The following is a 25,589-nucleotide window of genomic DNA, read 5'->3' as shown; positions in this document are numbered from 1 at the left end:
CAACCAAACCCGTGCGTGAACACAAGTCGGCAATAGAGTGGACTGATGTCCAATCCTCTCGACGACCCCAGCACCGATCCCTTCGAAACGGCCTCGATCGCCGCCGCAGAGATTGCTGAACGCACGGGTGTCGCGCACCACGATCTGGCACTCACGCTCGGCAGCGGCTGGGGCAAGGCGGCCGATCTCATCGGCGAGACGACCGCCACCATCCCGGCCCACGAGATCACCGGATTCAGCAAGCCGGCGCTCGAAGGCCACGTCGGAACGCTGCGCTCTGTGCTGCTCGCCGACGGTCGACGCGCGCTCGTAATCGGCGCACGCACGCACTACTACGAGGGCCACGGCGTGCGCCGCGTGGTGCATTCGGTGCGCACCGCGGCGGCCACCGGGGCCACCACGATGATCCTCACCAACGGTGCGGGCGGCATCCGTGAGACCTGGAAGCCCGGCACCCCGGTGCTGATCAGCGACCACATCAACCTCACGGCGGACTCGCCGCTCGAAGGCGCGACCTTCATCGATCTGACCGACCTCTATTCCGCCCGGTTGCGCGCGATCGCGAAATCGGTCAGCCCGGAGCTGGACGAGGGCGTCTATACGCAGTTCCGTGGGCCGCACTACGAAACACCGGCCGAGGTGCAGATGGCGAAGACCATCGGCGGCCACATCGTCGGCATGTCGACGGCGCTCGAGGCCATTGCGGCCCGGCAGGCGGGCATGGAAATTCTCGGACTCTCACTCATCACCAATCTCGCGGCGGGAATTCAGAAGACTCCATTGAGCCACGCCGAGGTGCTCGAGGCCGGTCGCGAGGCGGAGCCTGTGATCAGTGCGCTCCTCGCGCGCATTGTGGAGGAGCTGAGCACCGTGCAGGAAATGAGCACCGTGCAGGAAACGAGCACCGTGGAGGACCCGAAGTGACCCTGCTCGATGTCGCAAAGGCCTGGCGCGACCAAGACCCCGATCTCGAGACCCGCGAAGAACTCGACGGCCTGATCGCGGATGTCGAGGCCGGCGACGACGACGCGGTCGCCCAGCTGCATGACCGCTTCGATACCCGACTCGAGTTCGGCACCGCGGGACTCCGTGGCCGTATCGAGGCCGGATCGAATCGCATGAACCGCGTGCTCGTGGCCCAGGCGGCCGCAGGACTCGCGGCCTTCCTGCTCGCCCGGGAAGAGCATCCGTCGATCGTCATCGGCTACGACGGCCGCAAGAACTCGCGAGTCTTCGCTACCGACACTGCCGAGCTGATGGCCGGCGTGGGAGTGCGGGCCATCATCTTGCCGCGCGAGCTGCCGACCCCGGTGCTCGCTTTTGCCGTGCGGCAGCTCGGCGTGAGCGCGGGCGTCATGGTCACCGCGAGCCACAACCCGCCACAAGACAACGGGTACAAGGTCTACCTCGGCGGAGCGGATCACGGCTCGCAGATCGTCCCTCCAGCCGACGGCGAAATCGCTGCCGAGATCTTGCGTGTGGCGGCGACCGCGAACGTGCTGGAGCTGCCGAGGTCGCCGAAGTTCGAAACCGCGGGCGAGGAGATCCTCGACGAGTACGTGCGGCGCACCGCTGCCCTCGCCTCGGGCAGCCCTACGCTGCGCTACGTCTACACGGCACTGCACGGCGTGGGCTGGGAGACCGCGCACCGGGTATTCCGCGAGGCCGGTTTCGCCGAACCGATCGCCGTACGCCAGCAGATCGAACCCGACGCCGGCTTCCCGACCGTTTCGTTCCCGAACCCCGAGGAACCGGGCGCGATGGACCTCGCCTTCGCCCTCGCCACGGCCGAGAACGCCGACCTCGTGATCGCGAACGACCCCGACGCCGACCGGCTGGCCATCGGCGTCCCCACCACAGAGGGCTGGGAACGCCTCAGCGGCAACGAGGTCGGCGCGCTGCTTGGCTGGCGCGCGGCCGAGCGCCTGAATGGTTCTGGCACGCTGGCCGCCTCGATCGTGAGCAGCCCGGCTCTCGCGGCAGTCGCGCACCACTACGGGCTGACCTATACCGACACTCTGACCGGTTTCAAGTGGGTGTCACGGGTGCCCGGGCTCTCGTTCGGCTACGAGGAGGCACTCGGATACCTGGTCGACCCGGACAAGATCCGCGACAAGGATGGCATCTCTGCTGCCGTCGACTTCCTCGCGCTCGCCACCGAGCTGCGCGCAGCGGGCAGCAGCCTGCGCGAGCACCGTCTGGCCTTCGCGGACACCTTCGGCGGTTTCGCCTCCGGCCAGGTCTCGATTCGAGTCTCCGACCTCGGACAGATCCGTCAGATCATGCAGCGGCTGCGCACGAACCTCCCCGAGGCGATCGGAGAGACGGCGGTGGATCGGGTCGACGATTTCGCCGACGGTTTCGAGCAGTTCCCGGCGGGAGACATCCTGCGCTTCTGGCTGGCGGACGGCTCCCGCGTCATTGTGCGCCCAAGCGGCACCGAGCCCAAGGTGAAGGTCTACCTCGACGCGTCGAGCACCGACGGGACAGCGGATGCCCGGCTCGCCTCAGCGCGCAGCAAGGTCGCGGCACTCGAGACCGCAATGCGCGCGCTGCTCGCCTGACGCCGCGCTGTCGGCTCCGTGATCCACGGACAGCGCCAGCGGAACTAGCCGAGGGCGGCCTCGAGCTTGCGGGCGAGTTCTTCGGTGTCGAAGTAGTTCTCGATCACGATGACATCGGCGAAGGTCTTGCCGATGGCGTCGACGAATTCGGCCGAGGTGAGGATGATCTGAGCGTCGGACGCCGTGGTCGTCAGCGACGCGACGTCGGCGGCCGTGACATCCGCCTCCAGTCCGAGCCGGGCGAGCACCCGCTCGGCGTTGACTTTGAGGATGCCCGAGCTGCCGATGCCGGCGCCGCAGATGGCAACGATCTTCACTGTGCCGTCCTTCTCACTGTGCCGCTCCCATGATCTCGAGCACCTCGGCGGCCGAACTCGCCGCCGCAAGCCGCTCGATCGCGTCGGAGTCGTTGAAGACGTTGGCGATCGAGGCGATCGACGCGAGGTGGCTGGCCGGTGTCTCGATGGCGAGCCCCAGCACGACGCGCACCGGGTCGTTGTGCGGATGTCCGAACGCCACCGGGGTGGCGAGCGTCACGACCGCGAGACCGTCGGCCAGCACTTCCGGCCCCGGCCGCGCGTGGGCGAGCGCCAGCCCGGGAGCGATGACCACGTACGGGCCGTGCTCATCGATCATGCGCACCATCTCGTCGGCGTAGCCCGGCTTGGCCGCGCCGACCGCGGTGAGCGCCTCGCCGGCGAGACGCACGGCGGCGCGCCAGTCGACCGGCGTCGCACCGATCACGATGCCGGCTTCAGAGAGTGGGGGAACGGGCACGTCAGGCTCCCTCGAACCCGTCGATGATCTGGTCGGCCAGTTCTTCGCGCTCTTCCAGCGGCAGAAAACTGGCAGCCGCGGCATTCAGCTGGAACGACTCGAGATCGCCGAGGTCGTAGTCGAAGGTCTCCGCGAGGAGGAACAGCTCGCGGCTCAGGGTCGTCGCGCTCATCAGCCGGTTGTCGGTGTTGACGGTCACGCGGAAGCCGAGCTGGTAGAGCAGGTCGAAGGGATGATCGACCAGCTCATCGCCCCACTGGGCGATGGCGTTCGTGTCGAGGTTCGAGGTCGGGCTGAGTTCGAGCGCGATTTCGCGATCCTTCACCCACTGCGAAAGGCGACCGAGGGCGACGTAGGTGCTCTCGGCATCCTCGCGGTCGACCACGATGTCCTCCGCAATACGCACCCCGTGACCGAGGCGCAAGGCCCGCCCGTCGAAGAGGGCGCCACGGATGCTGTCGAGCCCATCCGCTTCGCCGGCGTGGACGGTACGCGGCATGAAGTGCTCGGCCAGGTAGTCGAAGGCCGGTTGCAGGTTCTTTGCCGGGAACCCCGCCTCGGGCCCGGCGATGTCGAAGCCGGCGACGCCCTTGTTGCGGTGCCGCACCGCGAGCTCAGCGATCTCCAGCCCGTCGCCGTTCTGGCGCATGGCGCTCAGCAGCTGACCGACCCGGATCCGGTGGCCGGTCGTGTGTCGTACCTCGTCGATGCCGTCTTCGATGCCGGCCTGAACGGCCTCGACCGCCTGGTCGAGGGTGAGGCCAGCACGCAGGTGCTGTTCCGGGGCCCAGCGCACCTCGCCCCAGATGACGCCATCCCGTCCAAGGTCTTGCACGAACTCCCGAGCGACCCGGCTGAGGTTCTCCGCGCTCTGCATGACGGCGATGGTGAGCTCGAAAGTCTTCAGGTACTCGACCAGGGAGTCGGAGTTGGCCTGCCGTTTGAACCACGAGCGAAGCTCTGCCGGGTCTAGGTCCGGCAGGTCCAGCCCGGCCCGCAAGCCCAGTTCGATGATCGTTTCGGTGCGCAGTCCGCCGTCGAGATGGTCATGAAGCGAGATCTTCGGCAGGGCGCTGATCTCCGCGCCCCCGCCGGGCAGACGGTAGTCCTGCGGAACGGAAGTCATGCCCCCAAATCTATCGGCTGGGCGTCGCCATGACCCGTGGTTTCCTGAGAGCCAGGTAGACCACTGCCACCAACGTCACTGCCCCCGACAACCGGCGGAACGGATTGACCCCGCGCACCAGCTCATCCGACGCCCACCAGGTGAGCGCGCCGACCGCACCGACCGCCGCAGTGGTGCGCACAGGTCCGCGCGGAAGGAAAATACCTACCAGGGTGATGCCCTGAAACAGTTTCTGCGACAGGTTGGCGGGCTGCCCGATCGTGATCTTCCCGGTCTCGCGGTTACGGAACATCCAGTCGAGCCGCCCGGTCATGCGCCGATCCGCTCTGCGATGAGGGGCCCGCCGTCGAGCACCGGGTCACCGAAATCGCCGATGCGGTACGAACCGTCGAGCGCCTCGAGCGCCCGCTCGAACCGTTCCGGCTCATCCGCGCTGAGGGTGAACAGCGGCTGGCCGGCCGTGACGGTGTCGCCCGGCTTGGCGTGTAGATCGATTCCCGCTGCGTGCTGCACGGGGTCCTGTGCGCGGGCACGGCCTGCGCCCAGACGCCAGGCCGCGATGCCGAAGGGCAGCGCCTGCTGCTCCACCAGCACGCCATCCCGGTCGGCGGTGACCACGAGGGTCTCCTTCGCAACCGGCAGTGCCGCATCCGGGTCGCCGCCCTGGGCGGAGATCATCGCGCGCCAGGTGTCCATGGCGCGGCCATCGGCCAGTGCCGCCTCGACGTCGGCGTCGGGCTGACCGGCGAGAGCCAGCATCTCCCGAGCCAACGCGATCGTGAGGGCCACGACATCCGCTGGCCCCCCGCCCGCCAGCACCTCGACCGACTCGCGTACCTCATTGGCGTTGCCGATGGCGAACCCGAGCGGCACATTCATGTTGGTGAGCAGAGCGGATGTCGCAACCCCCGCGTCTTCGCCGAGCGCGACCATGGTGCGCGCGAGTTCCCGCGACTGGGTGATGTCTTTGAGGAATGCGCCGGAGCCGAACTTCACGTCGAGCACCAGAGCCGCCGTGCCTTCGGCGATCTTCTTGCTCATGATCGAGGAGGCGATCAGCGGGATCGCCTCGACCGTACCGGTGATGTCGCGCAGGGCATAGAGCTTGCCGTCCGCCGGCGCCAGGCCCGAGCCGGCGGCCGAGATGACCGCACCGACGTTCTCGAGCTGCGAGAAGAACTCTTCGTTGGAGAGGTTCGCCCGCCAGCCGGGAATGCTCTCCAGCTTGTCGAGGGTGCCACCGGTGTGGCCGAGCCCGCGGCCCGAGAGCTGCGGCACCGCGACGCCGAAGGAGGCGACCAGGGGAGCCAGCGGCAGGGTGATCTTGTCGCCGACGCCACCGGTCGAGTGCTTGTCGGTGGTCGGTTTGGAGAGCGACGAGAAGTTCATCGTCTTGCCGCTGGCGATCATCGCCATGGTCAGGTCGCGGATCTCACTGCGCTCCATGCCGTTGAGGAAGATCGCCATGGTCATGGCCGACATCTGCTCGCTCGCCACGTAACCCCGCGTGTACGCGTCGACGAGCCAGTCGATCTGGGCTGTGCTGAGAATGCCGTGGTCGCGTTTGGTACGGATCAGGTCTACGACGTCGAAGGGTTCGATGGCCATGGTGGTGCTCCTTGTGTAATGCGCTGTGTCGTGCGCGGCAGCCGGGGCTGCCCGCTACTCCGCGCGATAGTCCTCGAGGTGCCGGGGGCCGAAAGCATCCGGAATCACCTCGTCGATCGTCTTCACGCCCGATACCGTCTCGAGCAGCATGCCCGGGGCGGAGTGTTCGTACAGCAGCTGCCGGCAGCGACCGCATGGCATCAGCACGTCGCCGTGGCCGTCGACACAGGTGAAGGCGACGAGTCGCCCCCCGCCGGTCATATGCAGGCTGGAGACCAGCGCGCACTCTGCGCACAGGGTAAGGCCGTACGACGCGTTCTCGACGTTCGCGCCGGAGATGATGCGACCATCGTCGACGATGGCGGCGACCCCGACCGGGAAGTTCGAGTATGGCGCGTAGGCGTGGGTCTTCGCCTCGTTGGCCACCGCCCGCAGGGCGTCCCAATCGATGGTGTCGATCGCTGTGTCGTTGGTCACTGTTTTACGTATGCCTTTCCGGAGGCCGCTGGCGCTCGTACCTGCCCGACCAGCCCCGCGACCGCGACGATCGTGATCACGTACGGAAGCATGAGCAGAAATTCCGAGGGAATGGGAGAGCCGGCCGTGCCGAGAACGCTCTGGAGCTTGGTGGCGAAGCCGAACAGCAGTGCGGCCATCGTCGCCCGGATCGGGTCCCAACGGCCGAAGATAACCGCGGCGAGGGCGATATATCCGGCGCCGGCGGTGAGCTCCTTGGTGAAGCCACCGACCGAGCCGAGGGTGAAGTACGCCCCACCGAAACCGGCGATCGCGCCCGCGAGCGTGACGTTCCAGAATCGGGTGCGGTTCACGTTGATGCCGACCGTGTCAGCAGCCTGCGGATGCTCCCCCGACGACCGGAGACGGAGCCCCCAGCGGGTGTGGAACAGGCAGTACCAGACCAGGAAGACAGCGATGTACATGAGGTAGACGATGATCGTCTGCCTGAACAGCATCGGGCCGATGATCGGGATGTCTGCGAGCAACGGGATGTTGACCCGCTCAAACCGCGGAGGGGTATTGAGCGTCGCGATGTTCGGGGACAGCAGGGTCGAGTAGAGGAACGACGTGAGGCCAGCGACGAGCACGTTGAGCACGACGCCGACGATGACCTGGTCGACCCAGTACTTGATCGAGAACGCGGCCAGCACGACGGAGACCAACGCTCCGGCGACCATGGCTGCCAGAAGCCCGAGCACTGCCACGTGAGTGGCGGACGCGACGAGGGCGGAGACGAAAGCGCCGGCCAGGAGCTGACCTTCGATGGCGACGTTGACCACGCCGACGCGCTCGGAGATGACGCCGCCGAGGGCACCGAAGATGAGGGGGACGCTGAGACTCACCGCTCCGACCAGGAGGCTGGTCGCGGTGACCGGGAGCGATGTCGCCGACCAGGTGAGGAGGCCGAACATGAAGATCACCGCGAACGCCGCGATAACCCAGACCGGAACCTTTTTCGCCCGGCTCGCGCGCCACGCCGCCCAGGCGGCGATCAGCACCAGCAAGATCGGCACGATCACGCCCACGATGCGGCGATCGACGGACACCAGCGGGATCTTGACGAAGTCGCCGGCGGTCGAGAACTCAAACCGGGATACACCATCGCGGCCGAAGATCAGGAAGAGCAGGATCGCGATCACCGCGAAAGCCCCGAGCGCGATCGGCACCTTCCAGCTGCGCACGACGGCGACCGCCGGAGCGAGCACGGAGGGCTTCTTCGGCGTGGACGCCGACGGGGAGAGGTCAGAAGTCGCGGTGCTCATTTGGTCACCACCGCCTTTCGTCCAGAGAGCTTCGATCGTTTGACGCGCTGCTGCACCGCAGGACTCGGCAGGCGGAAGACGGCCCGCACCAGCGGCGGCGCCGCGATGAATAGCACGATGAGGGACTGGACCACCAACACGATCTCGATCGGGACGCCGTTGACGGCCTGCATGGTGAAGCCGCCCGCCTTGAGCGCACCGAACAGGATGCCGGCGATGAACACCCCGACCGGACGCGAGCGGCCGAGCAGCGCGACGGTGATCGCGTCGAAACCGATCCCGGCGTCGATGCCGGAGCCGAAACCGGTCGTGATCGAACCCTGCACCTGATAGGCACCGGCCAGGCCGATCAGCGCGCCGGAGATGAGCATGCCGACGATGTACATCGCCTTCACGTTGATGCCAGCGACGCGCGTCGCCGAGGGGTTCTCCCCGAGAGCCCGGAACTTGAAGCCAAGGCTCGAGCGGTTGAGCAGGTACCAGACGATGATCGTCGCGATGATCGCGAAGATGAAGCCGATGTTGAGGTTGTAGCTGGGCCCGAAGAGATGCGGGAAGATCGCACTCTCCTTCTCCGGCGGAGACTTGGGGTTGTTGGACCCCGGCGCCTGTAGGAGGCCGGGGGTGCGCAGCAGGAAGGCGAGCAGGTAGTACGCCACGTAGTTGAGCATGATCGTGACGATCACCTCATGCGCTCCGGTGAACGCCTTCAATGCGCCCACGATGCCGGCCCAGGCCGCGCCCGCGGCGATTCCCACCACGAGGGCGAGGATCAGGTGCAGCGGGAACGGGATGGTGAAGGCAAAACCGACCCAGCCCGCGGCGGCGGCAGCGACGAGCATCTGCCCCTGGCCGCCGATGTTGAACAGGCCGATGCGGAACGAGAGGGCGACGCCGAGACCGGCCGCGATCAGCGGGGTGGCGAAGCTCAGCGTGTCGGTGAACGGCTTGATGCCGGCGGCGAAACCGGGGCGGTTCACCGCGTAGATCGAGCCCTGGAACAGGGAGGAATATGCCCCGGATACGGCGTTCCACGCCGCCTGGAACGTATCGGACGGTCGGGAGAAGAAGTATCCGGCCGCCTTGGCCACATTCTCGTCGGTGATGGCGATGAGAATTCCGCCGACCACGAGCGCCAACACGACCGCGAGGATCGAGATGACGATGCTCCCGCTCATGATCTCGCGAAGCACTCCGTCGAAACGCGAGCGCGGAGCATCCGGGGCCTTCTGCTCCTCGGGAACCTGACCGGGTTCGAGTACCTGGTCGTCGGCCGGGATCGGTGTCGGATCGGGAAGCTGCCCGGAGCCCGGGACCGGAACGCCGCTCTGCGGGTCGCTCATGCTGCTGTCTCTGTTTCTGTGGGGGTCTCGCCGGCCATCATGAGGCCCAGGATGTCGCGGGGGGTGTCGCCGGGAACGATGCCGACGATGCCGCCGCGGTACATCACCGCGATGCGGTCGGCGAGGGCGACGACCTCGTCGAGCTCGGTCGACACCACGATGACGGGGATTCCCTTGTCGCGTTCTTGAACGATGCGGGTATGGACGAATTCGATCGAGCCGACGTCGAGGCCTCGGGTGGGCTGGGCCGCGATGAAGAGCCGGAGTTCGCGGGAGAGCTCGCGCGCCAGCACTACCTTCTGCTGGTTGCCGCCGGAAAGCCGTCCGGCATGGGTGCCGATTCCCTGCGCGCGGATGTCGAACTCGGTGATCTTCTCCTCGGCGAAGCCGGCCAGAGTACCCAGCTGCAGGGTCCCGGCCTTCACGAACGGTGCGCTGTCGGAGCGGTCGAGCATGAGATTCTCGGCGATGGTGAACTCGGCGATGAGCCCGTCGTGGCCGCGATCCTCCGGCACGAAGCCGACGCCAGAGTCGAGCACCGTGCGAACGGATGCCTTACGCAGTTCCTTGCCGTCGAGAACGATCGATCCGGAGACCTTGGATTGCAATCCCATGATCGCCTCGGTGAGCTCCGTCTGCCCATTGCCCTGCACGCCGGCGATCGCCAGAACCTCGCCAGCCTTGACATCGAAACTGACATTGTCGACGACGATCTGATTCTGGGAATCGAGAACGGTGAGGTCGGTGACGACCAGGGCCGGTGCGCCGGGCGTCGCCACCTCCTTGTGCACGGTCAGTTCGACGGCGCGACCGACCATGAGCGACGCGAGTTCGGTGTTGGTCGCCGTCGGTGATGCTTCGCCGACGACCTTGCCCAGCCGGATCACGGTGATCCGGTCTGCAACCTCGCGCACCTCACGCAGCTTGTGCGTGATGAAGACGATCGAAGTTCCCGCGGCCTTCAACTGACGCATGATGACCATCAGTTCGTCGGTCTCTTGCGGGGTGAGCACGGCGGTGGGCTCGTCGAAGACCAGCACCTTCGCGTCGCGGGTGAGTGCCTTGATGATCTCGACCCGCTGCTGAACGCCGACCGGAAGATCGTCGACCAGGGCATCCGGATCGATGTCGAATCCGAATCGCGCCGAGATCTCCCGCACCTGCGCGCGCGCGGCGTTGAGATCGAGGCGGCCGCCGAGCTTGGTCTGCTCGTGGCCGAGCATGACGTTCTCGGCGACCGTGAAGACGGGGATCAGCATGAAGTGCTGATGAACCATGCCGATGCCGGCGGCCATTGCCTCGCCCGGGCCTGCGAAATGCTGAACCGTGTCGTCCAGCAGGATGTCGCCCTCCTCGGCCTGATACAGGCCGTAGAGCACGTTCATCAGGGTGGATTTGCCTGCGCCGTTCTCGCCGAGCAAGCAGTGGATCTCGCCGGCCTCGACCACGAGGTCGATGTGGTCGTTCGCGGTCAGTGCACCGAACCGCTTTGTGATGCCTCGGAGTTCAAGCTTCATGGAAACCAATCTAACTGGCGAGGGGCGTCATCGACCGAGCCGTTTGTCTTCGGGGGTGGTAGCGCGGTAATCATTAAGAAGGTCGGGGAGACCAGCGATGCTGGTCCCCCCGACCCGATAACTCAGAGTACGACTAGCTGCCCGAGAGGTAGGACTTGACGGTGATCGAACCGTCGATGATGCCGCTCTTCAGCTTGTCGAGCTCGCCCTGCAGGTCGGGGCTGACCTTGTCCTTGAAGTCGTGGAACGGCGCGATGCCGACTCCGTTGTTCTTCAGCGTTCCGACGTACGCGGTGTCGTCGAAGGTGCCCTTCTTCTGCTTGGCGGTCGCCTTCACGACGTCCTGCACTGCCGGGTCGATGCCCTTGAGCACCGAGGTCAGGTAGAGCTTGTCGTAGGTCGGGAAGGTGTCGAACACGTCGGCGTCAGCACCCAGCAGCGCGATGTCCTTCTTCGAGTCGGTGATGGCCGCACCCGCACTCTGGAAGATCGGTCCACCGACCGGGAAGATGACGTCGGCGTTCTGGTCGATCAGGTTCTGCGCCGTGTTCTTGGCGGTGTCGTTCGCTTCGAAGCCGCCGGTGAAGGAGCCCTTCTGCGAGGCAACATCCCAGCCGACGACCTTGACGTCCTTGCTCTTGGCCTTGTTGTAGCCAGCGACGCCATCGGCAAAGCCGTCCATGAAGATGGTGACGGTCGGGAACTGCTGGCCACCGAAGGTGCCGACGATGCCGGTCTTCGAGTAGCTGGCCGACGCGTAGCCAGCGAGGTATGCGGCCTGCGCGGTGTCGAACAGGATCGGCTTGATATTCGGCTCGTCGGTCTTGCCGTCGAAGTTGGCGTCGGCCGCGTCGTCGATGATCGCGAACTGGATCGTCGGGTTGGCCTTGGCCGCGGTGATCGTTGCAGCGGAAAGGTTGAACCCGACGGTGATGATCAGGTTGCAGCCGGCCGACACGAGGCCGTCGATGTTGGGCGCGTAGTCGGTGTCGGCGTTGGATTCGGCCTTCTTGAAGGTGGTGCCGAGCGACTTCGCCGCGGACTGCAGACCTTCGAGGCCCAACTGGTTGAACGACTTGTCGTCGAATCCACCGGCGTCAGACACCATGCAGGGGAGGAATTTGGAAGCAGAGCCGGAGCTGCTCGACTTCGCGGGTGCCGACGCACAGCCGGCGAGCACTGCGGCGATGCCGACCATGGCAAGACCGCTGAACACGGCCCGACGAGTGGTGATTCTCAAGTTGTCCTCCAAGGTGCTGCCGGGCACAGCGCACGGCGATAGTGATCACAGGTTACCGAATGTTACTTGCGTCGATCGGCCTCGATCACGGCCGAACGAGCAATGGTTACCAAGTTGCGACGGTCGCGAAATGTGGCAGAAATATTCGCCGGTGAGGCGGGGTCAGAGAACGTCGTTCCGCCCGGAGAGTTTGAGCGCATCGACGACGGCCTTCACCCGCTGAGCATTGGCACTGGTCGTGACGAGAAGGGCGTCGGGAGTGTCGACCACGACGATGTCGGTCACGCCGATCAGCGAGATCAGACGACCACTCTGCGCGACGACGACGCCGGTGGACGAGTCGGCGAGCACGCGCGCGTTCTCCCCCAGGATGGCGAGGTCTGACTTACGGCCGGCCGAGTGCAGCTTGGCGATTGCGGCGAAGTCGCCGACGTCATCCCAGTCGAAATCTCCCGGGATGACGACCAACCGTCCGGCCGCAGCCGCGGGCTCCGCCACGGTGTAGTCGATCGCGATCTTCTCGAGCAGCGGCCAGACCTGGTCGACGACGGCGCCGCGCTCGGGGGTGTCCCACGCCTCGGCCAGCCTGGTCAGTCCCGCCACCAGCTCCGGGCGGCTCTCGCCGAGCTGTTTGAGCAGCACGTCGGCGCGGGAGATGAACATTCCGCCGTTCCAGAGGTAATTACCCTCGGCGAGGTACGCCTCCGCCGTTTCTAGGTCCGGCTTCTCGACGAAGGAGTCCGCCATCACGGCGCTCGGGGCAGACGGGATGTCCAGCGCGTGTCCGCAGCGGATGTAGCCGAAGCCGATGGCCGGCTCGGTCGGGGTGATGCCGATGGTCGCGATATACCCGGCATCAGCGGCCGCAGCCGCCTCGATTACTGCACGCTTGAAGCCTCGGCGGTCGTTGATGACGTGGTCGGCGGCGAACGAGCCGATGATGACCTCGGGGTCGCGGTGATAGAGGATGGCAGCCGCCAACCCGATGGCAGCCGTGGAGTCTTTCGGCTCGCTCTCGAGCACGACGTTGAGGTCCTCGAGATCGGGCAGCTGCGCCTCGACCGCGGCCCGGTGGGCGCGACCGGTCACGACCATGATCCGATCGGGACCGGACAGCGGAACCAGACGATCCCAGGTTGCGCGCAACAGCGTGCTGCCGGAGCCGGTCAGGTCGTGCAGGAACTTCGGCGCATCCGCCCGTGACAGCGGCCAGAGCCTCGAGCCGATGCCACCGGCGGGGATGACGCTGTAAAAACGGTCGAGTGCGCCACGGTGTGCCATGCCGACCACCCTAACGAATGATGCTTGCGGAGCCTTCACCACCCGTTCATCCGTGCTCCATCGGCGCTGGCCGCCACACCGCATAGCGTGAGCACGAGCGAGAGGCGCACCCATGCGAGTAGCTGTCGTCAGCGAGAGTTTCCTCCCCACCCTGAACGGGGTGACGACGAGCGTCTGCAAGGTGCTCGACCACCTCCGGGCCGAAGGACACGAGGCGATCGTGATCTCGCCCGCAGCCGGAGCCCCGCGTGAATATGCCGGCTTCCCGGTGCACGAGGTGCCCGCCTTCGCCTACCGGCAGTTTCCGGTGGGGCTGCCGAGCCCGCAGGTGCACTCCCTGCTTGCCGCGTTCCGTCCCGACGTCGTGCACGCGGCATCCCCCTTTCTTCTCGGCGCACAGGCGATGGCCGCGGCCGGACGGCTCGGGGTGCCGAGCGTCGCCATCTTTCAGACGGATGTCGCGGGGTACGCCCGCCGCAACCACCTGCGTGCCACGACGGGCTTGGCCTGGCGCCTGGTGCGCTGGGTGCACGATCAGGCCGATCTCACGCTGGCGCCGTCAACGGCATCTATGCGCGATCTGGCGCTGGCGGGCATCGAGCGGGTGGAACGGTGGGGACGCGGGGTCGATCTGGAGAGCTACCACCCGCGCAACCGCCTCACCCCGGCGGCGCTCGCCCTGCGGGAGCAGTTGGGCGTAGGTCTGGGCAGCAGGGAGACCGTCGTGGGATACGTCGGTCGGCTGGCTCCAGAGAAGCAGCTCGAGCGTCTCGGCGCTCTGCGGGGACTTCGCCGAGTGCGCTTCGCCGTGGTCGGCGATGGCCCCTCCCGCCCGCAGCTCGAGCGGCGCCTGCGCGGCATGCCGATCAGTTGGCTCGGCCAGCGCACCGGAACCGAGCTCGCGACCGCCTACGCCGCATTCGACGTCTTTCTCACTCCGGGCACGGAGGAGACGTTCGGCCAGACCGTGCAGGAAGCTCACGCCGCCGGTCTTCCCGTGGTCGCTCCTCGCATCGGCGGCCCGATCGACCTGGTCGACAGCTCCCACGACGGCTTTCTCTACCAACCCGGGGACGACCGCGGGCTGCGCAACGCGGTGCGCACGCTGACGGATGACCCGGCCCTCCGCCTGCGGATGGGCGAGGCCGGGCGGCGCAGCGTGATCGACCGAAGTTGGGCGTCGGTGTGCTCGGAGTTGGTTGAGCACTACGACACGGTGATCGCGGCCGGACGCCCGGCCCGCAAAGTATCTCGATCCCGAGCTATTTAGGTTGCCCTTGGCAGCGATTGTCAGGGGGCGGCAATAGACTAGGCAGTGTTCGCCACGAACGGTCGCCGCCCTGCAGCGCAGGGCTGAGTCACGCCAAGGAGGGGGTGCTCGTGTCTGAGAAATCGACGGGGTCCCTGGCCGCACCGCAGCCAGAGAAAAGCTACCCAGTGCCTACGATTTCCGCCCCGCGGGTTCCGCGCGGCACGCTGTACCGGGGTCGTGAGGGAATGTGGTCGTGGGTACTCCACCGCATCACCGGCGTCGCGATCTTCTTCTTCCTGCTGGTCCACATCCTCGACACCTCGCTGGTGCGGGTCAGCCCCGAGGCGTACAACGCCGTGATCGACCAGTACAAGACGCCGATCATGGGTCTCGGTGAAGCCGGCCTGGTCGCCGCGATCGGGTTCCACGCGCTCAACGGACTGCGCATCATCCTGATCGACTTCTGGGGCTGGGGCACCAAGCACCAGCGCCTGATGTTCTGGATCGTCATCGGCATCTGGGTCGTGTTGATGGCCGGATTCCTCCCCCGTCAACTGATGCACATCTTCGGAGGGGAGTGATCATGAGCGTCACCATCGAGACCCCTCGCGCGCCCCAGGGTGTGCGCCGGCACCGCCGCTTCAACATCGAGAAGTGGGGCTGGATCTACATGCGGGCGAGCGGCGTCGTGCTGGTCGTCCTCATCTTCGGCCACCTGTTCGTCAACCTGGTCGCCGGCGAAGGCGTCAAGGCGATCGACTTCGGCTTCGTCGGCGGAAAGCTCTCGCAGCCGTTCTGGCAGATCTGGGACACGCTCCTACTCTGGCTCGCGCTTATCCACGGCGCGAACGGCATGCGCACCATCGTCAACGACTACGCCAACAACCGAACCCTCCGAATCATCTTCAAGGGCGCGCTTCTTGCCGCCACCATCGTCCTCATCCTGCTGGGAACCCTTGTGATCTACACCTTCGACCCCTGTCCTGCCGGCGCTCCCGCCGATCTCCTCCCGTCGTTCTGCCCGGCCAACTAGTAATGGGAGCAGACGCAGCAGGCACCGTGTCCACCGTCGACGGGGTGCACTACCACCAGTTCGACATCGTCATCGTCGGCGCCGGCGGCGCGGGGATGCGCGCGGCCATCGAGGCCGGTCCGCACGCCAACGTCGCGGTAATCTCCAAGCTCTACCCGACCCGCTCGCACACCGGTGCCGCGCAGGGCGGCATGGCGGCGGCACTTGCCAACGTCGAGGAAGACAACTGGGAGTGGCACACCTACGACACCGTCAAGGGCGGCGACTACCTGGTCGACCAGGATGCTGCGGAGATCCTCGCCAAAGAGGCGATCGACGCGGTCTACGACCTCGAGAACATGGGGCTGCCGTTCAACCGAACCCCCGACGGCAAGATCGACCAGCGTCGCTTCGGCGGTCACACCCGTGAGCACGGCAAGGCTCCCGTGCGTCGCGCCTGCTACGCGGCCGACCGCACCGGCCACATGATCCTGCAGACGCTGTTCCAGAACTGCGTCAGGCTCGGTATCAACTTCTTCAACGAGTTCTACGTTCTCGACATGGTGATGACCGAGGTGGATGGCGTCGAGCAGCCCTCCGGTGTGGTCGCCTACGAGCTCGCCACCGGCGAACTCCACGTCTTCCAGGCCAAGGCGATCGTCTTCGCCACGGGCGGCTTCGGCAAGATCTTCAAGACCACCTCCAACGCCCACACCCTCACCGGTGACGGCGTCGGCATCATCTGGCGCAAGGGCCTGCCGCTCGAAGACATGGAGTTCTTCCAGTTTCACCCGACCGGCCTGGCCGGCCTCGGCATCCTGCTCTCCGAAGCGGCACGTGGTGAGGGCGCGATCCTGCGCAACGCCTCGGGCGAGCGCTTCATGGAGCGCTATACGCCGACCCTGAAAGACCTGGCACCGCGCGATATCGTCGCGAGGTCGATGGCGACGGAGATTCGCGAGGGTCGCGGCGCTGGCCCGAATCAGGACTACCTCTACCTCGACATCACCCACCTCGAGCCGGCCGTCATCGACGAAAAGCTCCCGGACATCACCGAATTCGCGCGCACCTACCTGGGGGTGGAGCCGTACACGGAGCCCGTCCCGGTGCTGCCGACCGCGCACTACGCGATGGGCGGCATCCCGACCAACACCGACGCCGAGGTGCTGCGTAGCAACACCGAGGTCGTGCCCGGCCTGTACGCCGCGGGCGAGTGCGCCTGCGTCAGCGTTCACGGCTCCAACCGGCTCGGAACCAACTCGCTGCTCGACATCAACGTGTTCGGCAAGCGCGCGGGCAGAAACGCGGTCGCGTACGTGAAGACGGCAGAGTTCGTGCCGCTGCCTCCCGACCCCGCCCGCGGCGTTTTGAACATCCTCGAGATGGTCAAGAGCGGCAATGGCACAGAGCGCATCGCCGCTATCCGCCAGGAGCTTCAGGTCTCGATGGACCGCAACGCCCAGATCTTCCGCACCGACGAGTCGCTGCAGGAGGTGACGGAACTCATCGAGAAGCTCCGCGCCCGCTACCGCAACATCGCCCTGCAAGACAAGGGCAAGCGCTTCAACACCGACCTGCTCGAGGCGATCGAGCTCGGCTTCCTGCTCGACCTCGCCGAGGTGCTGGTGTTCTCGGCCCGTGCCCGCCTGGAGAGCCGCGGCGGCCACATGCGCGAGGACTACCCGGAGCGCGACGACAAGAACTTCCTGGTGCACTCGATGGCGTATCGCATCGGTGACCCGGAGTCCGCTCACGCGGGCGACCACATCCGTCTCGACTGGAAGCCGGTCGTGATCACCAATTACCCTCCGATGGAGAGAAAGTACTGACCTGATGAGTACCGCAGTCCTGGAGAACAAGCCCACGGTGCCGGAAGAGGTTCCGACCTTCACGGCGACCCTCATCATCCGCCGCTTCGATCCGGAGGTGGATGCCGAGCCGCGCTGGGAAGACTTCACCGTGGTCATGCAGGGCACCGACCGCGTGCTCGACGCTCTGCACAAGATCAAGTGGGAGCAAGATGCCTCGCTCACCTTCCGTCGCTCGTGCGCGCACGGGGTGTGCGGCTCCGACGCGATGCGCATCAACGGGCGCAATCGTCTCGCCTGCAAGACGCTGCTGAAAGACCTCGACCTGTCTAAGCCGGTCTACGTCGAGGCGATCAAGGGACTCCCGCTGGAGAAAGACCTGATCGTCAACATGGACCCCTTCTTCGAGAGCTTCAAGGAGGTGCAGCCGTTCCTCATCGCCTCATCGAAGCCCGAGAAGGAGCGCCTGCAGAGCCCGGTCGAGCGCGCGCGCTTCGACGACACCACCAAGTGCATCCTGTGCGCGGCGTGCACGTCGAGCTGCCCGGTGTTCTGGACCGACGGCCAGTACTTCGGGCCGGCAGCGATCGTCAACGCCCACCGCTTCATCTTCGACTCGCGTGACGAGGGTGCGAGCGTGCGCCTCGACATCCTCAACGACAAAGAGGGCGTCTGGCGCTGCCGCACCACCTTCAACTGCACGGATGCCTGCCCGCGCGGCATCCAGGTGACCCAGGCGATCGCCGAGGTCAAGGCCGCGGTTCTGCGGGGAACGCCGTAACAACGGCCCCACCGGCACGAAAGATCGCCGTCAGCCCACCCGAAGAGCTGACGGCGATCTTTTTTCGGTGCACCTGCTAGGTGGTGCTCTGGCATCGCCTGCTCCCTGGGCGGAGCACTCGACGCCAGGTCATGTGACCCCCCGGTCGTGTCATCCCGAGGGCCTCTGTCCCCAACGGGAGGAACGCTCATTCACGTTCCTAGTGAAAGAGAGGCCCGACTGGTCTGTCTATGACGCGGATTCGGAAAAAAATCTCACGGACATCCGTGCGTTGCTGGGGTCTGTGCGAGTTGACCGGAGCACGCCCTGCACTGGGTCGGTTACGTCGGCGTGAGCTCAGCGGGCCTGCAGTCAACAGGATGGGGTGGCGGAAAGTCCCGAATCCATCCTGTTGGCGGACGAAGTAGCGACGTGGTCCTGTTGGCGGATGCTGCGTTCGACCGGCTGGCGGTCAGAGACCTAGGCCGTCGAGGGTGATGCCGAGGCTGTTGGAGAGCACCGACAGCGGCACGGTGAGCAGGTCGATTCCGAGCAGGCTCACCAGAGTCTGATTCACCTGCAGGCTGCCCGTTGCGGCTGGCAGCGCCGAGATGTGCACGGCCCAACGACCGTCGAGTCCCACCGTTGTGGTCGCGTAGACGATTCCCGCGGCCTGCACCGAGACCTTCGCGCCTGGCGTGCCTTTGCCGCTGAGATCCAGCGCGACGTTCGCCCCGGCCACGCCAGCCGGCGCCGAGTGTTCGGGCACCGGACCTGGACCGATGTTCGTCCCGGGCAAGATCGCGCCGACGGCACCGCCGACTCCGCCTACCACCCCGCCGATCACTCCGTCAACGGTCGAGCCGACGCCGCCGACCACGCCGTTCACCGAGTTACCCGCCCCGGCAAGGGTGTCCCCCACGCCGGGGGCGAGAGCACCCACGAGGGAGTCGGCTGCGCCGGGAACCGCACTGGGGCTCGGTGCGGCCGCAGGGAGAGCGAGGGAGTCGGGACTGGGCTGGGCGGTCTCGAGTGGGGCGACCCCTGCATCCGTTGCGACCTGTTCGGAGACGGATGCCGCCGCCACGTGCTCGGGTGCAGCCGGCTGCGCTGCCGCCGTGACGGCGAGCCCGCCGGAAACCGCGAGCGCGAAGGAGAGCACGCCGACGAGCGGAGCGCTGACGGCTGCCGCAGTGAGTCCGGTCGCGACCGCGGGCGCCGTGACGGCCGCCGACGTGGCGAGGAAAGCCGGAGGCATCGCCGTGGTGGCGGCCGTTGCCGCCATCGCGCCGCCGGGCGCACTCATGGAGGCGAGCATGGCGCCGCCGACGCCGCCGCCCAGGATGAGCGGCAGCATCACCAGCGCGAGGCGCGAGCCGACGTCATCCACCTCTTCGTAGATGATGCTGCATTTGGTGCAGCCGGCGAGGTGGGTGACCACGCGGCCTTCCTCGCGCGCGCTGAGCCCGCGCCGCGCGTGATCGCCGAGTCGCTCGATCGTCCAGCGACAATCCCCGGCGGCCGTGGCATCGGAGACGTGCGCCTGCAGCCAGGCCTTGCGGAGCCCCTCACGGGCGCGATACGAGAGCGCCGCGACGCCGTTGGCACTGAGCCCCATGATCGGAGCGACCTCGTGCGGGTCCATACCCTCGACCTCGGTGTACCAGAGCACGGACTGCCAGCGCTCCGGCAGACTACGGAAGGCACGGGCGGTCAGGGTGCGATCGAGGGCGACGGTTGCGGGATCGTCGCCCTCGACGACATCCTCGAACTCGCCGATGTCTTCGACCGCGATGCTGCGGTTGGAGGAGCCCCACCGGGCGGCGAGGTTGCGGATGGTCGTGTAGAGATATGGACGGAAGGCGCCATCGGGACCGCCCCCGGCGAGCACGCGCTGGTAGATGCGCGCGTACGCCTCCGACACGAGGTCGTCGGCTTCGCTGCTGGACGTGAACTGTCGCGCAACGCGCATGCCCGACCTGGCGTGACGACGCCAGAGTTCGGCAAACGCGCCCCGGTCACCGGCGCGCGCCAGCAACACGAGTGATTCATCCGAGGTGGTTACTCCCGGATTCCCCTGTTCTTCCATTACCCGATCCCCCACCGGACACGTGTTCGCTCGGCCCGAACGAGCGACATCGCTGGCTGCGCTGCCATCGTCTTCGCGAGACCATTCCAGTATGGGGCGATGTATTGCACAGGGCGAGTAGAAGTCAAAGATTTTTGTGCCACGCCCGCACGCTAGTCCCGGGATGGAGGGCCGTCGAGGCCCGGTTCGTCAGCCCGGTTCGTCAGCCCCGTTCGTCAGTGCAGGGCGACGGATGCCCGCGCCCGGGAGTCAGCGGCGGTGCGCCCCTGCAATGCTCGCGCCGCCAGCATCCGCGCCTCTGCCAGCGTGTGCAGAGCCAGCTCCGCGCGGACGTCGGCCAGGGCGACGGGGGTCATGCTGAGGGTCGTCGCGCCCAGCCCGACCAGCACGACGGCGAGCCGGGCATCCGCCGCTGCCTCACCGCAGATGCCCACCGGCTTGCCGGCCGCGGCTCCCGCGTCACAGATCATCTTGACCAGGCGGAGCACGGCGGGATGCCACGGGTCTTGGTACTGCGGAAAGGTTCCGAGCATGCGATCGGCGGCCATTGTGTACTGGGTCAGGTCGTTGGTTCCGATGCTGGCGAAGTCGGAGAATTCCAGCACCTGATCGGCGAGTAGGGCCAACGATGGCACCTCCACGGTCATACCGACCCCCTGAACCCCCATCTCGTGTGCCAGGTCGACGAAGTAGGCGGCGTCGTCCGCGTCGTTGACCATCGGCGCCATCACCCGAAGATCGGCGCCGGTTTCGGCCTGCGCGAGGGCGAGGGCCTCGAGCTGGTCACGCAGCAGCCATTCGTTGCGGCGGAGGGCTCGAAGACCACGGTTGCCGAGGGCCGGATTCGGTTCCGGCGGCCCGGTCGGCACGAAGCGCAGCGGCTTGTCCGCCCCGACATCGAAGACCCGCACCACCACGGGTTGGTCGGGGAAACGGCGGAAGACCTCGGTGTACTGTGCGCGTTGCTCCTCGACGGTGGGGGCGACCACCCAGTCGAAGAACAGGAGTTCTGTGCGCAACAGCCCGACACCCTCCGCTCCGAGCGTCACCGCCGCCTCCGCGTCCGCGTGCGTACCGACGTTGGCGAGCAGGGGCACTGCCGTTCCGTCGGCAAGCGCTCCGGCACGCAGCGGCACCGACGCGGCGCTCGCGCGGTCGGCGATCACGCGACGTGCGTGCGAGACCTCGAGCTCGGTCGGCGAGATGCGAACGGTGGCGCGGGCGGCATCCACGATCACCGTCTCGCCGTTGGCGAGGTGCACGTCGGCTCCGATGCCGACCACCGCCGGGATGGCCCGCGCCCTCGTCAAGATGGCGGTATGGCTTGACGGCCCACCATCGCGGGTGAACAGCGCAAGCACCAGGTCGGGGTCGAGCATGGCGGCGTCGGCCGGCGAGAGGTCGCCAGCGCAGAGGATGTATGGCTCCGTCGCCTGCGGAATGCCCGGCGCCGCGACTCCCCGCAGCCTCGCAATCACGCGACGCGACACATCACGCACGTCACAGGCTCGCTCGGCCATGCGACCGCCGAGGTCGATCAACGCGGATTCGAACACCCGGAACGCCTCGAACACAGCACGCTCACCGGTGAGGCCGTGCGCGATCCGGTCGTCGACGTCGGCGAGAACCGTCGGATCGCTCGCCATCATGGCGCTCGCCTCGAGGATGTCGCGTGCCGTGCCTCCCGCGGTCGCTCCGCGCGCGGCGAACTCGGCGGCCACCGCGGAGAGAGCCGCACGGGTCGTGCTGGCCTCGGCCGCAGCATCCGTCGTCCTGCGCACGAGCGCTGGCTCCTCGAGCGGATCCGGCATGCAGAGCACCGGCCCGACGGCGAGGCCACGCCCCACGCCGACACCCTTCAGTTCCATGGGTATCCTCTTCCTCGGGCGCTCCATCCCGCGCAACTCTACCGGGGACATTCGACCGTCGAGAGAGGCAGCATGAAGTCCGTCATCGCCACGATCAGGCTGCTCGTGAAGCACATCATGGCCTGGCGCGCCGTGCGGGTATTCCAGCTGTACTCGCAGCGCAACGGTCCGATTCTGGCCGGCGGGCTGAGCCTCACCGCGCTCTACAGTGTCTTCGCGGCGCTCTACGTCGGCTTCGCGGTACTCGGCCTGGTGATCGAGTCCGACCCAGGTTTCAAAGACGCGGTGGTCAGCACCCTCTCGACCTCGGTCCCCGGGCTGATCGACACGGGCAACGGGGCCGGTGGCGCGATCAAGCTGGACGCCCTGTTCACGTCTCGCATCCTCGGTTGGAGCGGCATCGTCGCTCTCGTCGCCGTACTGGTCACGGCACTCAGTTGGTTCGCCTCCGCGCGGTCGGCGGTGCGGCACTTCTTCGAACTACCTCCGGACAAGACCTTTTTCCTGTTGCTGAAGGCCAAAGATCTCGGGTTGGTCATCGCCTTCGGTGCGGTCACCCTGTTTTCCGCCGGGCTGTCGATCTTCTCGACGAGCGCGCTCGGCTTCCTGTTCGACCTGATCGGCATCGATCGCGAGTCGGGCTTCGCCACGGTGGTGGCCCGCATCATCGGTCTCATCATCGCGCTCGCGATCGACACCGCCGTGCTTGCAGCGCTGTTCCGCGTGCTGGCGGCCACCCGCATCCCTCCCCGTCGACTGCTGCTCGGCGCGTTGCTCGGCGGCATCGGCCTCGGCGTCTTAAAGGTGCTTGGCGCGACCATCGTGGGCGGCGGCAGCAAGAACCCGCTGCTCGCGTCATTCGCCGTGCTGCTCGGGCTGCTGATCTGGTTCGGCTTGATCTGCCAGGTCATCCTGCTCACGGCCACCTGGATCGCCGTCGACGTCAAAGACCACGGCGAGACCATCACTCCGAAACCGGCCACCACGAGCGTGCGCCGACCACCGGAGCATCACCGCCCGAGGGCCAGGGCTGTCAGTCCCCCTGGATAAACTTTGGGGATGACTACCCCCTTGCGCATCGCGTCCGTGAACGTCAACGGGGTGCGTGCCGCGTACCGCCACGGCATGGGCGACTGGGTGGATGCGCGCGGGGTCGACATCCTGGCCCTGCAAGAGGTGCGGGCCTCGACCGACGACCTCGAGAACCTGCTCGGCAGCGAGTGGAACATCCTGCACGATGAGGCCACCGCCAAGGGGCGCGCGGGCGTGGCGCTCGCCAGCCGCGGAAAGGCGGAGATCCACCGGGTCGACCTCGGCGACGAGAAGTTCGACAGCGCCGGTCGCTGGCTCGAGGCGGACTACCGCGTCGGCGATTCCCTCGTCACCGTCGTGAGCACCTACGTGCACTCGGGAAACGTCGAAGACCCGAAGAAGATGATCGAGAAGTACAAATTCCTCGACGCCATGACCAAGCGTCTGCCCGAGGTCGCATCGCACTCCCCCCTCGCCGTCGTGGTCGGCGACCTCAATGTCGGGCACCGCGAGCTCGACATCAAGAACTGGAAGGGAAACCGCAACCAGGCGGGCTTCCTGGTCAAAGAACGCGCGTACTTCGACAAGATCTTCGGCCCGGCCGGCAAGAACGTGGCGGCGGTCGACGGCTCGACCAAGCGCGGCATGGGCTGGGTGGATGTCGGGCGCCAGTGGGCGGGCGAGGTCGAGGGCCCGTACACCTGGTGGTCAGCGCGCGGGCAGTCCTTCGTCAACAACGTAGGTTGGCGCATCGACTACCAGGTCGCCACCCCCGAGCTGGCCGCACGGGTCTCGAACTACACGGTCGACCGCGCCGAGTCCTACGAGGCCCGGTGGTCGGATCACGCTCCCGTCGTGGTCGACTACGCGATCTGACCCTTCCCTTCCGCTCCACCTGAAAGACTGTGCACATGAGCTCCCTCCCCCGCCTGTTCTCCGGCATCCAGCCGTCAGCCGATTCCCTCCACCTGGGCAACTACGTCGGCGCGCTGGTGCAGTGGAAAGAGATGCAGGCCACCTACGACGCGTTCTTCTGCGTCGTCGATCTGCACGCGATCACCGTCGCGCAAGATCCGGCGCTGCTGCGTGAGCAGACCCGTCGCACGGCGGCGCAGTACATCGCCGCGGGCATCGACCCGGCGCAGTCGACGCTGTTCGTGCAGTCGCATGTGCCGGCGCACGCCGAGCTGGCCTGGGTGCTGAACACCATCACCGGGTTCGGTGAGGCCAGCCGGATGACCCAGTTCAAAGACAAGTCGGCCAAGCAGGGTGCCGACTCGACCTCGGTCGGACTGTTCACCTACCCGGTGCTGCAGGCCGCGGACATCCTGCTCTACGACGCGACGATCGTGCCGGTCGGCGAAGACCAGCGGCAGCACATCGAACTGACCCGCGACCTGGCGCAACGCTTCAACAGCCGCTTCGGCCAGACCTTCGTGGTGCCCGAGGTGAGCATTCAGAAGGAGAGCGCCAAGATCTACGACCTGCAGAATCCCGGCGCCAAGATGTCGAAGTCGGGTGAGTCACCGGCCGGCATCGTCTGGCTGCTGGACGAGCCGAGCGTGACGGCGAAGAAGTTCAAGTCGGCGGTGACGGATGCCGGGCGCGAGGTGCGCTTCGACCCCATCGAGAAAGCCGGTGTCTCCAATCTGCTGACGATCATGTCGGTACTGAGCGGCACCGCGATCCCGGCGCTGGAAGACCAGTACTCGGGCCGCGGTTACGGCGACTTCAAGAAGGATGTGGCCGAGATCGTGGTGGAGTCGTTCGCGCCGATCCGCGAGCGCACGCTCGAGCTGCTGGCCGACCCGGCAGAACTCGACCGCGTGCTCGGCGGCAACGCCGATCGCGCCAACGAGGTGGCCTCGGCCACGCTGGCGAAGGTCTACGACCACGTCGGCTTCCTTCCGCGGCGGTAGCGCGTGGAGTTCGTCCCGCTCCGCACCGAGCGGCTGGTTCTCGACCTGCCGGTGCACTCTGACCGCGACCTGGTGGTGGAGTACTGCAGCGATCCGGTGTTCGAGCGGTTCATGACGACACCGTGGCCATACCGGCTGAAGGATGCGGACTTCTTCGTCAACGAGTTCGTGCCGAAGGGCTGGGCGGATGGCAGCGAACTGACCTGGGCACTCCGCCTGGTAGCAGGAGGACCCCTGCTCGGCGTGCTCGGATGGCGTCGCCAGCGGCTGGAGCTCGGCTTCTGGCTGGGCGCGCCGCATCGCGGTTTCGGCTACATGACCGAGGCGACGATCGCCCTCACCGACTGGCTGTTCGAGGCGCACGGGCAGAACGTGGTGCGCTGGGAGTGCATTCAGGGAAACGTCGCCTCGGCTGGCGTGGCGCGGAAGGCCGGGTTCACCTACACCGGCGAGCGCCGCTCGACGCTGCCTATGCGCAAGGGCGACCTGCGGCCGTCGTGGCACGCGGAGCTGCACGCGGGAGACGCGCATCAGCCGACGCCGGGGTGGCCCGACCCGGATCAGGGGATGTAGTGCGCCGAACGTCGGTGAGTAAGCTAGCCACTAATTAGT

The 25,589-nt window shown here is 66.8% G+C and carries 24 protein-coding genes; 11 read left to right on the top strand and 13 right to left on the bottom strand.

All coding sequences use genetic code 11. The features are described from left to right. Positions 1 to 45: 45 nt before the first annotated feature. Both IV501_RS14640 and IV501_RS14635 read left to right on the top strand, forming a co-directional pair. Positions 46 to 924 carry a purine-nucleoside phosphorylase gene (locus tag IV501_RS14640; RefSeq protein WP_200557109.1) on the top strand — a complete coding sequence of 293 codons (879 nt, stop codon included), beginning with the start codon at positions 46 to 48 and terminating at the stop codon, positions 922 to 924. Next, positions 921 to 2,564 carry a phospho-sugar mutase gene (locus tag IV501_RS14635; protein ID WP_200557108.1) on the top strand — a complete coding sequence of 548 codons (1,644 nt, stop codon included), beginning with the start codon at positions 921 to 923 and terminating at the stop codon, positions 2,562 to 2,564. The genes IV501_RS14640 and IV501_RS14635 overlap by 4 nt, the downstream gene beginning before the upstream one ends. Before the next feature lie 44 nt (positions 2,565 to 2,608). Here the strand turns inward: IV501_RS14635 and IV501_RS14630 are convergent, their stop codons facing one another. The 11 genes from IV501_RS14630 to IV501_RS14580 all read right to left on the bottom strand — a co-directional run bounded on the left by IV501_RS14630 (position 2,609) and on the right by IV501_RS14580 (position 13,237). Further along, entirely contained in the window at positions 2,609 to 2,881 is a 273-nt protein-coding gene (locus IV501_RS14630; RefSeq protein ID WP_200557107.1) for a PTS sugar transporter subunit IIB, read from the bottom strand. Between the two features lie 13 nt (positions 2,882 to 2,894). Continuing rightward, a complete protein-coding gene (locus IV501_RS14625) occupies positions 2,895 to 3,341 on the bottom strand; it encodes a PTS sugar transporter subunit IIA (RefSeq protein WP_200557106.1) in 447 nt (148 codons plus the stop codon). Between the two features lies 1 nt (position 3,342). Continuing rightward, on the bottom strand, positions 3,343 to 4,467 hold the full coding sequence (locus IV501_RS14620) for an adenosine deaminase (protein ID WP_200557105.1): 1,125 nt from the start codon (positions 4,465 to 4,467) through the stop codon (positions 3,343 to 3,345). A gap of 10 nt (positions 4,468 to 4,477) precedes the next feature. After that, the gene (locus IV501_RS14615; RefSeq protein ID WP_200557104.1) at positions 4,478 to 4,780 is read right to left on the bottom strand and encodes a hypothetical protein; all 303 of its coding nucleotides are present in this window, start codon (positions 4,778 to 4,780) and stop codon (positions 4,478 to 4,480) included. After that, positions 4,777 to 6,075, bottom strand: coding sequence for a thymidine phosphorylase (locus tag IV501_RS14610; RefSeq protein ID WP_200557103.1), 1,299 nt, complete (start codon positions 6,073 to 6,075; stop codon positions 4,777 to 4,779). The genes IV501_RS14615 and IV501_RS14610 overlap by 4 nt, the downstream gene beginning before the upstream one ends. Positions 6,076 to 6,129: 54 nt before the next feature. Further along, complete coding sequence (locus IV501_RS14605) at positions 6,130 to 6,552, bottom strand: cytidine deaminase (RefSeq protein ID WP_307812325.1); 423 nt, start codon at positions 6,550 to 6,552, stop codon at positions 6,130 to 6,132. Further along, positions 6,549 to 7,856: an ABC transporter permease gene (locus IV501_RS14600; RefSeq protein WP_200557102.1), complete on the bottom strand. Its 1,308-nt coding sequence runs from the start codon at positions 7,854 to 7,856 to the stop codon at positions 6,549 to 6,551. The genes IV501_RS14605 and IV501_RS14600 overlap by 4 nt, the downstream gene beginning before the upstream one ends. After that, entirely contained in the window at positions 7,853 to 9,199 is a 1,347-nt protein-coding gene (locus IV501_RS14595; RefSeq protein WP_200557101.1) for an ABC transporter permease, read from the bottom strand. The genes IV501_RS14600 and IV501_RS14595 overlap by 4 nt, the downstream gene beginning before the upstream one ends. After that, complete coding sequence (locus IV501_RS14590; protein WP_200557100.1) at positions 9,196 to 10,716, bottom strand: ABC transporter ATP-binding protein; 1,521 nt, start codon at positions 10,714 to 10,716, stop codon at positions 9,196 to 9,198. Before IV501_RS14590 ends, IV501_RS14595 begins: the two co-directional genes overlap by 4 nt. Positions 10,717 to 10,849: 133 nt before the next feature. Continuing rightward, complete coding sequence (locus tag IV501_RS14585) at positions 10,850 to 11,956, bottom strand: BMP family lipoprotein (RefSeq protein ID WP_200557099.1); 1,107 nt, start codon at positions 11,954 to 11,956, stop codon at positions 10,850 to 10,852. A gap of 162 nt (positions 11,957 to 12,118) precedes the next feature. Continuing rightward, positions 12,119 to 13,237 carry a mannose-1-phosphate guanylyltransferase gene (locus tag IV501_RS14580; protein ID WP_200557098.1) on the bottom strand — a complete coding sequence of 373 codons (1,119 nt, stop codon included), beginning with the start codon at positions 13,235 to 13,237 and terminating at the stop codon, positions 12,119 to 12,121. Between the two features lie 112 nt (positions 13,238 to 13,349). Between IV501_RS14580 and IV501_RS14575 the strand changes: the two genes are divergently transcribed. The 5 genes from IV501_RS14575 (at position 13,350) to IV501_RS14555 (ending at position 18,090) form a co-directional block, all read left to right on the top strand. After that, positions 13,350 to 14,507, top strand: coding sequence for a glycosyltransferase family 4 protein (locus IV501_RS14575; protein WP_200557097.1), 1,158 nt, complete (start codon positions 13,350 to 13,352; stop codon positions 14,505 to 14,507). Positions 14,508 to 14,674: 167 nt separating this feature from the next. Further along, the gene (sdhC, locus tag IV501_RS14570) at positions 14,675 to 15,070 is read left to right on the top strand and encodes a succinate dehydrogenase, cytochrome b556 subunit (protein WP_372430758.1); all 396 of its coding nucleotides are present in this window, start codon (positions 14,675 to 14,677) and stop codon (positions 15,068 to 15,070) included. Between the two features lie 2 nt (positions 15,071 to 15,072). After that, on the top strand, positions 15,073 to 15,522 hold the full coding sequence (locus tag IV501_RS14565) for a succinate dehydrogenase hydrophobic membrane anchor subunit (protein WP_200557096.1): 450 nt from the start codon (positions 15,073 to 15,075) through the stop codon (positions 15,520 to 15,522). A 2-nt stretch (positions 15,523 to 15,524) separates the two neighbouring features. Next, complete coding sequence (gene sdhA / locus IV501_RS14560; RefSeq protein WP_200557095.1) at positions 15,525 to 17,330, top strand: succinate dehydrogenase flavoprotein subunit; 1,806 nt, start codon at positions 15,525 to 15,527, stop codon at positions 17,328 to 17,330. Positions 17,331 to 17,334: 4 nt separating this feature from the next. After that, a complete protein-coding gene (locus IV501_RS14555) occupies positions 17,335 to 18,090 on the top strand; it encodes a succinate dehydrogenase iron-sulfur subunit (protein ID WP_200557094.1) in 756 nt (251 codons plus the stop codon). 451 nt (positions 18,091 to 18,541) lie between these two features. Here the strand turns inward: IV501_RS14555 and IV501_RS14550 are convergent, their stop codons facing one another. Together IV501_RS14550 and ptsP are read right to left on the bottom strand one after the other, a co-directional pair. Continuing rightward, positions 18,542 to 20,158: a sigma-70 family RNA polymerase sigma factor gene (locus IV501_RS14550; RefSeq protein WP_200557093.1), complete on the bottom strand. Its 1,617-nt coding sequence runs from the start codon at positions 20,156 to 20,158 to the stop codon at positions 18,542 to 18,544. Between the two features lie 215 nt (positions 20,159 to 20,373). Beyond that, a complete protein-coding gene (gene ptsP / locus IV501_RS14545) occupies positions 20,374 to 22,026 on the bottom strand; it encodes a phosphoenolpyruvate--protein phosphotransferase (protein ID WP_200557092.1) in 1,653 nt (550 codons plus the stop codon). Between the two features lie 72 nt (positions 22,027 to 22,098). Here ptsP and IV501_RS14540 point away from each other — a divergent pair, with 72 nt between their 5' ends. The 4 genes from IV501_RS14540 to IV501_RS14525 are packed head-to-tail and all read left to right on the top strand — an operon-like array spanning position 22,099 to position 25,550. After that, entirely contained in the window at positions 22,099 to 23,076 is a 978-nt protein-coding gene (locus IV501_RS14540; RefSeq protein WP_200557091.1) for a YihY/virulence factor BrkB family protein, read from the top strand. Between the two features lie 9 nt (positions 23,077 to 23,085). After that, the gene (locus IV501_RS14535; protein WP_200557090.1) at positions 23,086 to 23,934 is read left to right on the top strand and encodes an exodeoxyribonuclease III; all 849 of its coding nucleotides are present in this window, start codon (positions 23,086 to 23,088) and stop codon (positions 23,932 to 23,934) included. A 35-nt stretch (positions 23,935 to 23,969) separates the two neighbouring features. Further along, the gene (gene trpS, locus IV501_RS14530; RefSeq protein WP_200557089.1) at positions 23,970 to 24,977 is read left to right on the top strand and encodes a tryptophan--tRNA ligase; all 1,008 of its coding nucleotides are present in this window, start codon (positions 23,970 to 23,972) and stop codon (positions 24,975 to 24,977) included. Positions 24,978 to 24,980: 3 nt separating this feature from the next. After that, on the top strand, positions 24,981 to 25,550 hold the full coding sequence (locus IV501_RS14525; RefSeq protein WP_200557088.1) for a GNAT family N-acetyltransferase: 570 nt from the start codon (positions 24,981 to 24,983) through the stop codon (positions 25,548 to 25,550). The last annotated feature ends 39 nt before the right edge of the window (positions 25,551 to 25,589 follow it).

This window comes from Lacisediminihabitans changchengi (assembly GCF_016634425.1).
GTDB classification, from domain to species: domain Bacteria; phylum Actinomycetota; class Actinomycetes; order Actinomycetales; family Microbacteriaceae; genus Lacisediminihabitans; species Lacisediminihabitans changchengi.
Note: the sequence above shows the minus strand (reverse complement) of the source record. Positions and strands in the feature narration are given on the sequence as shown.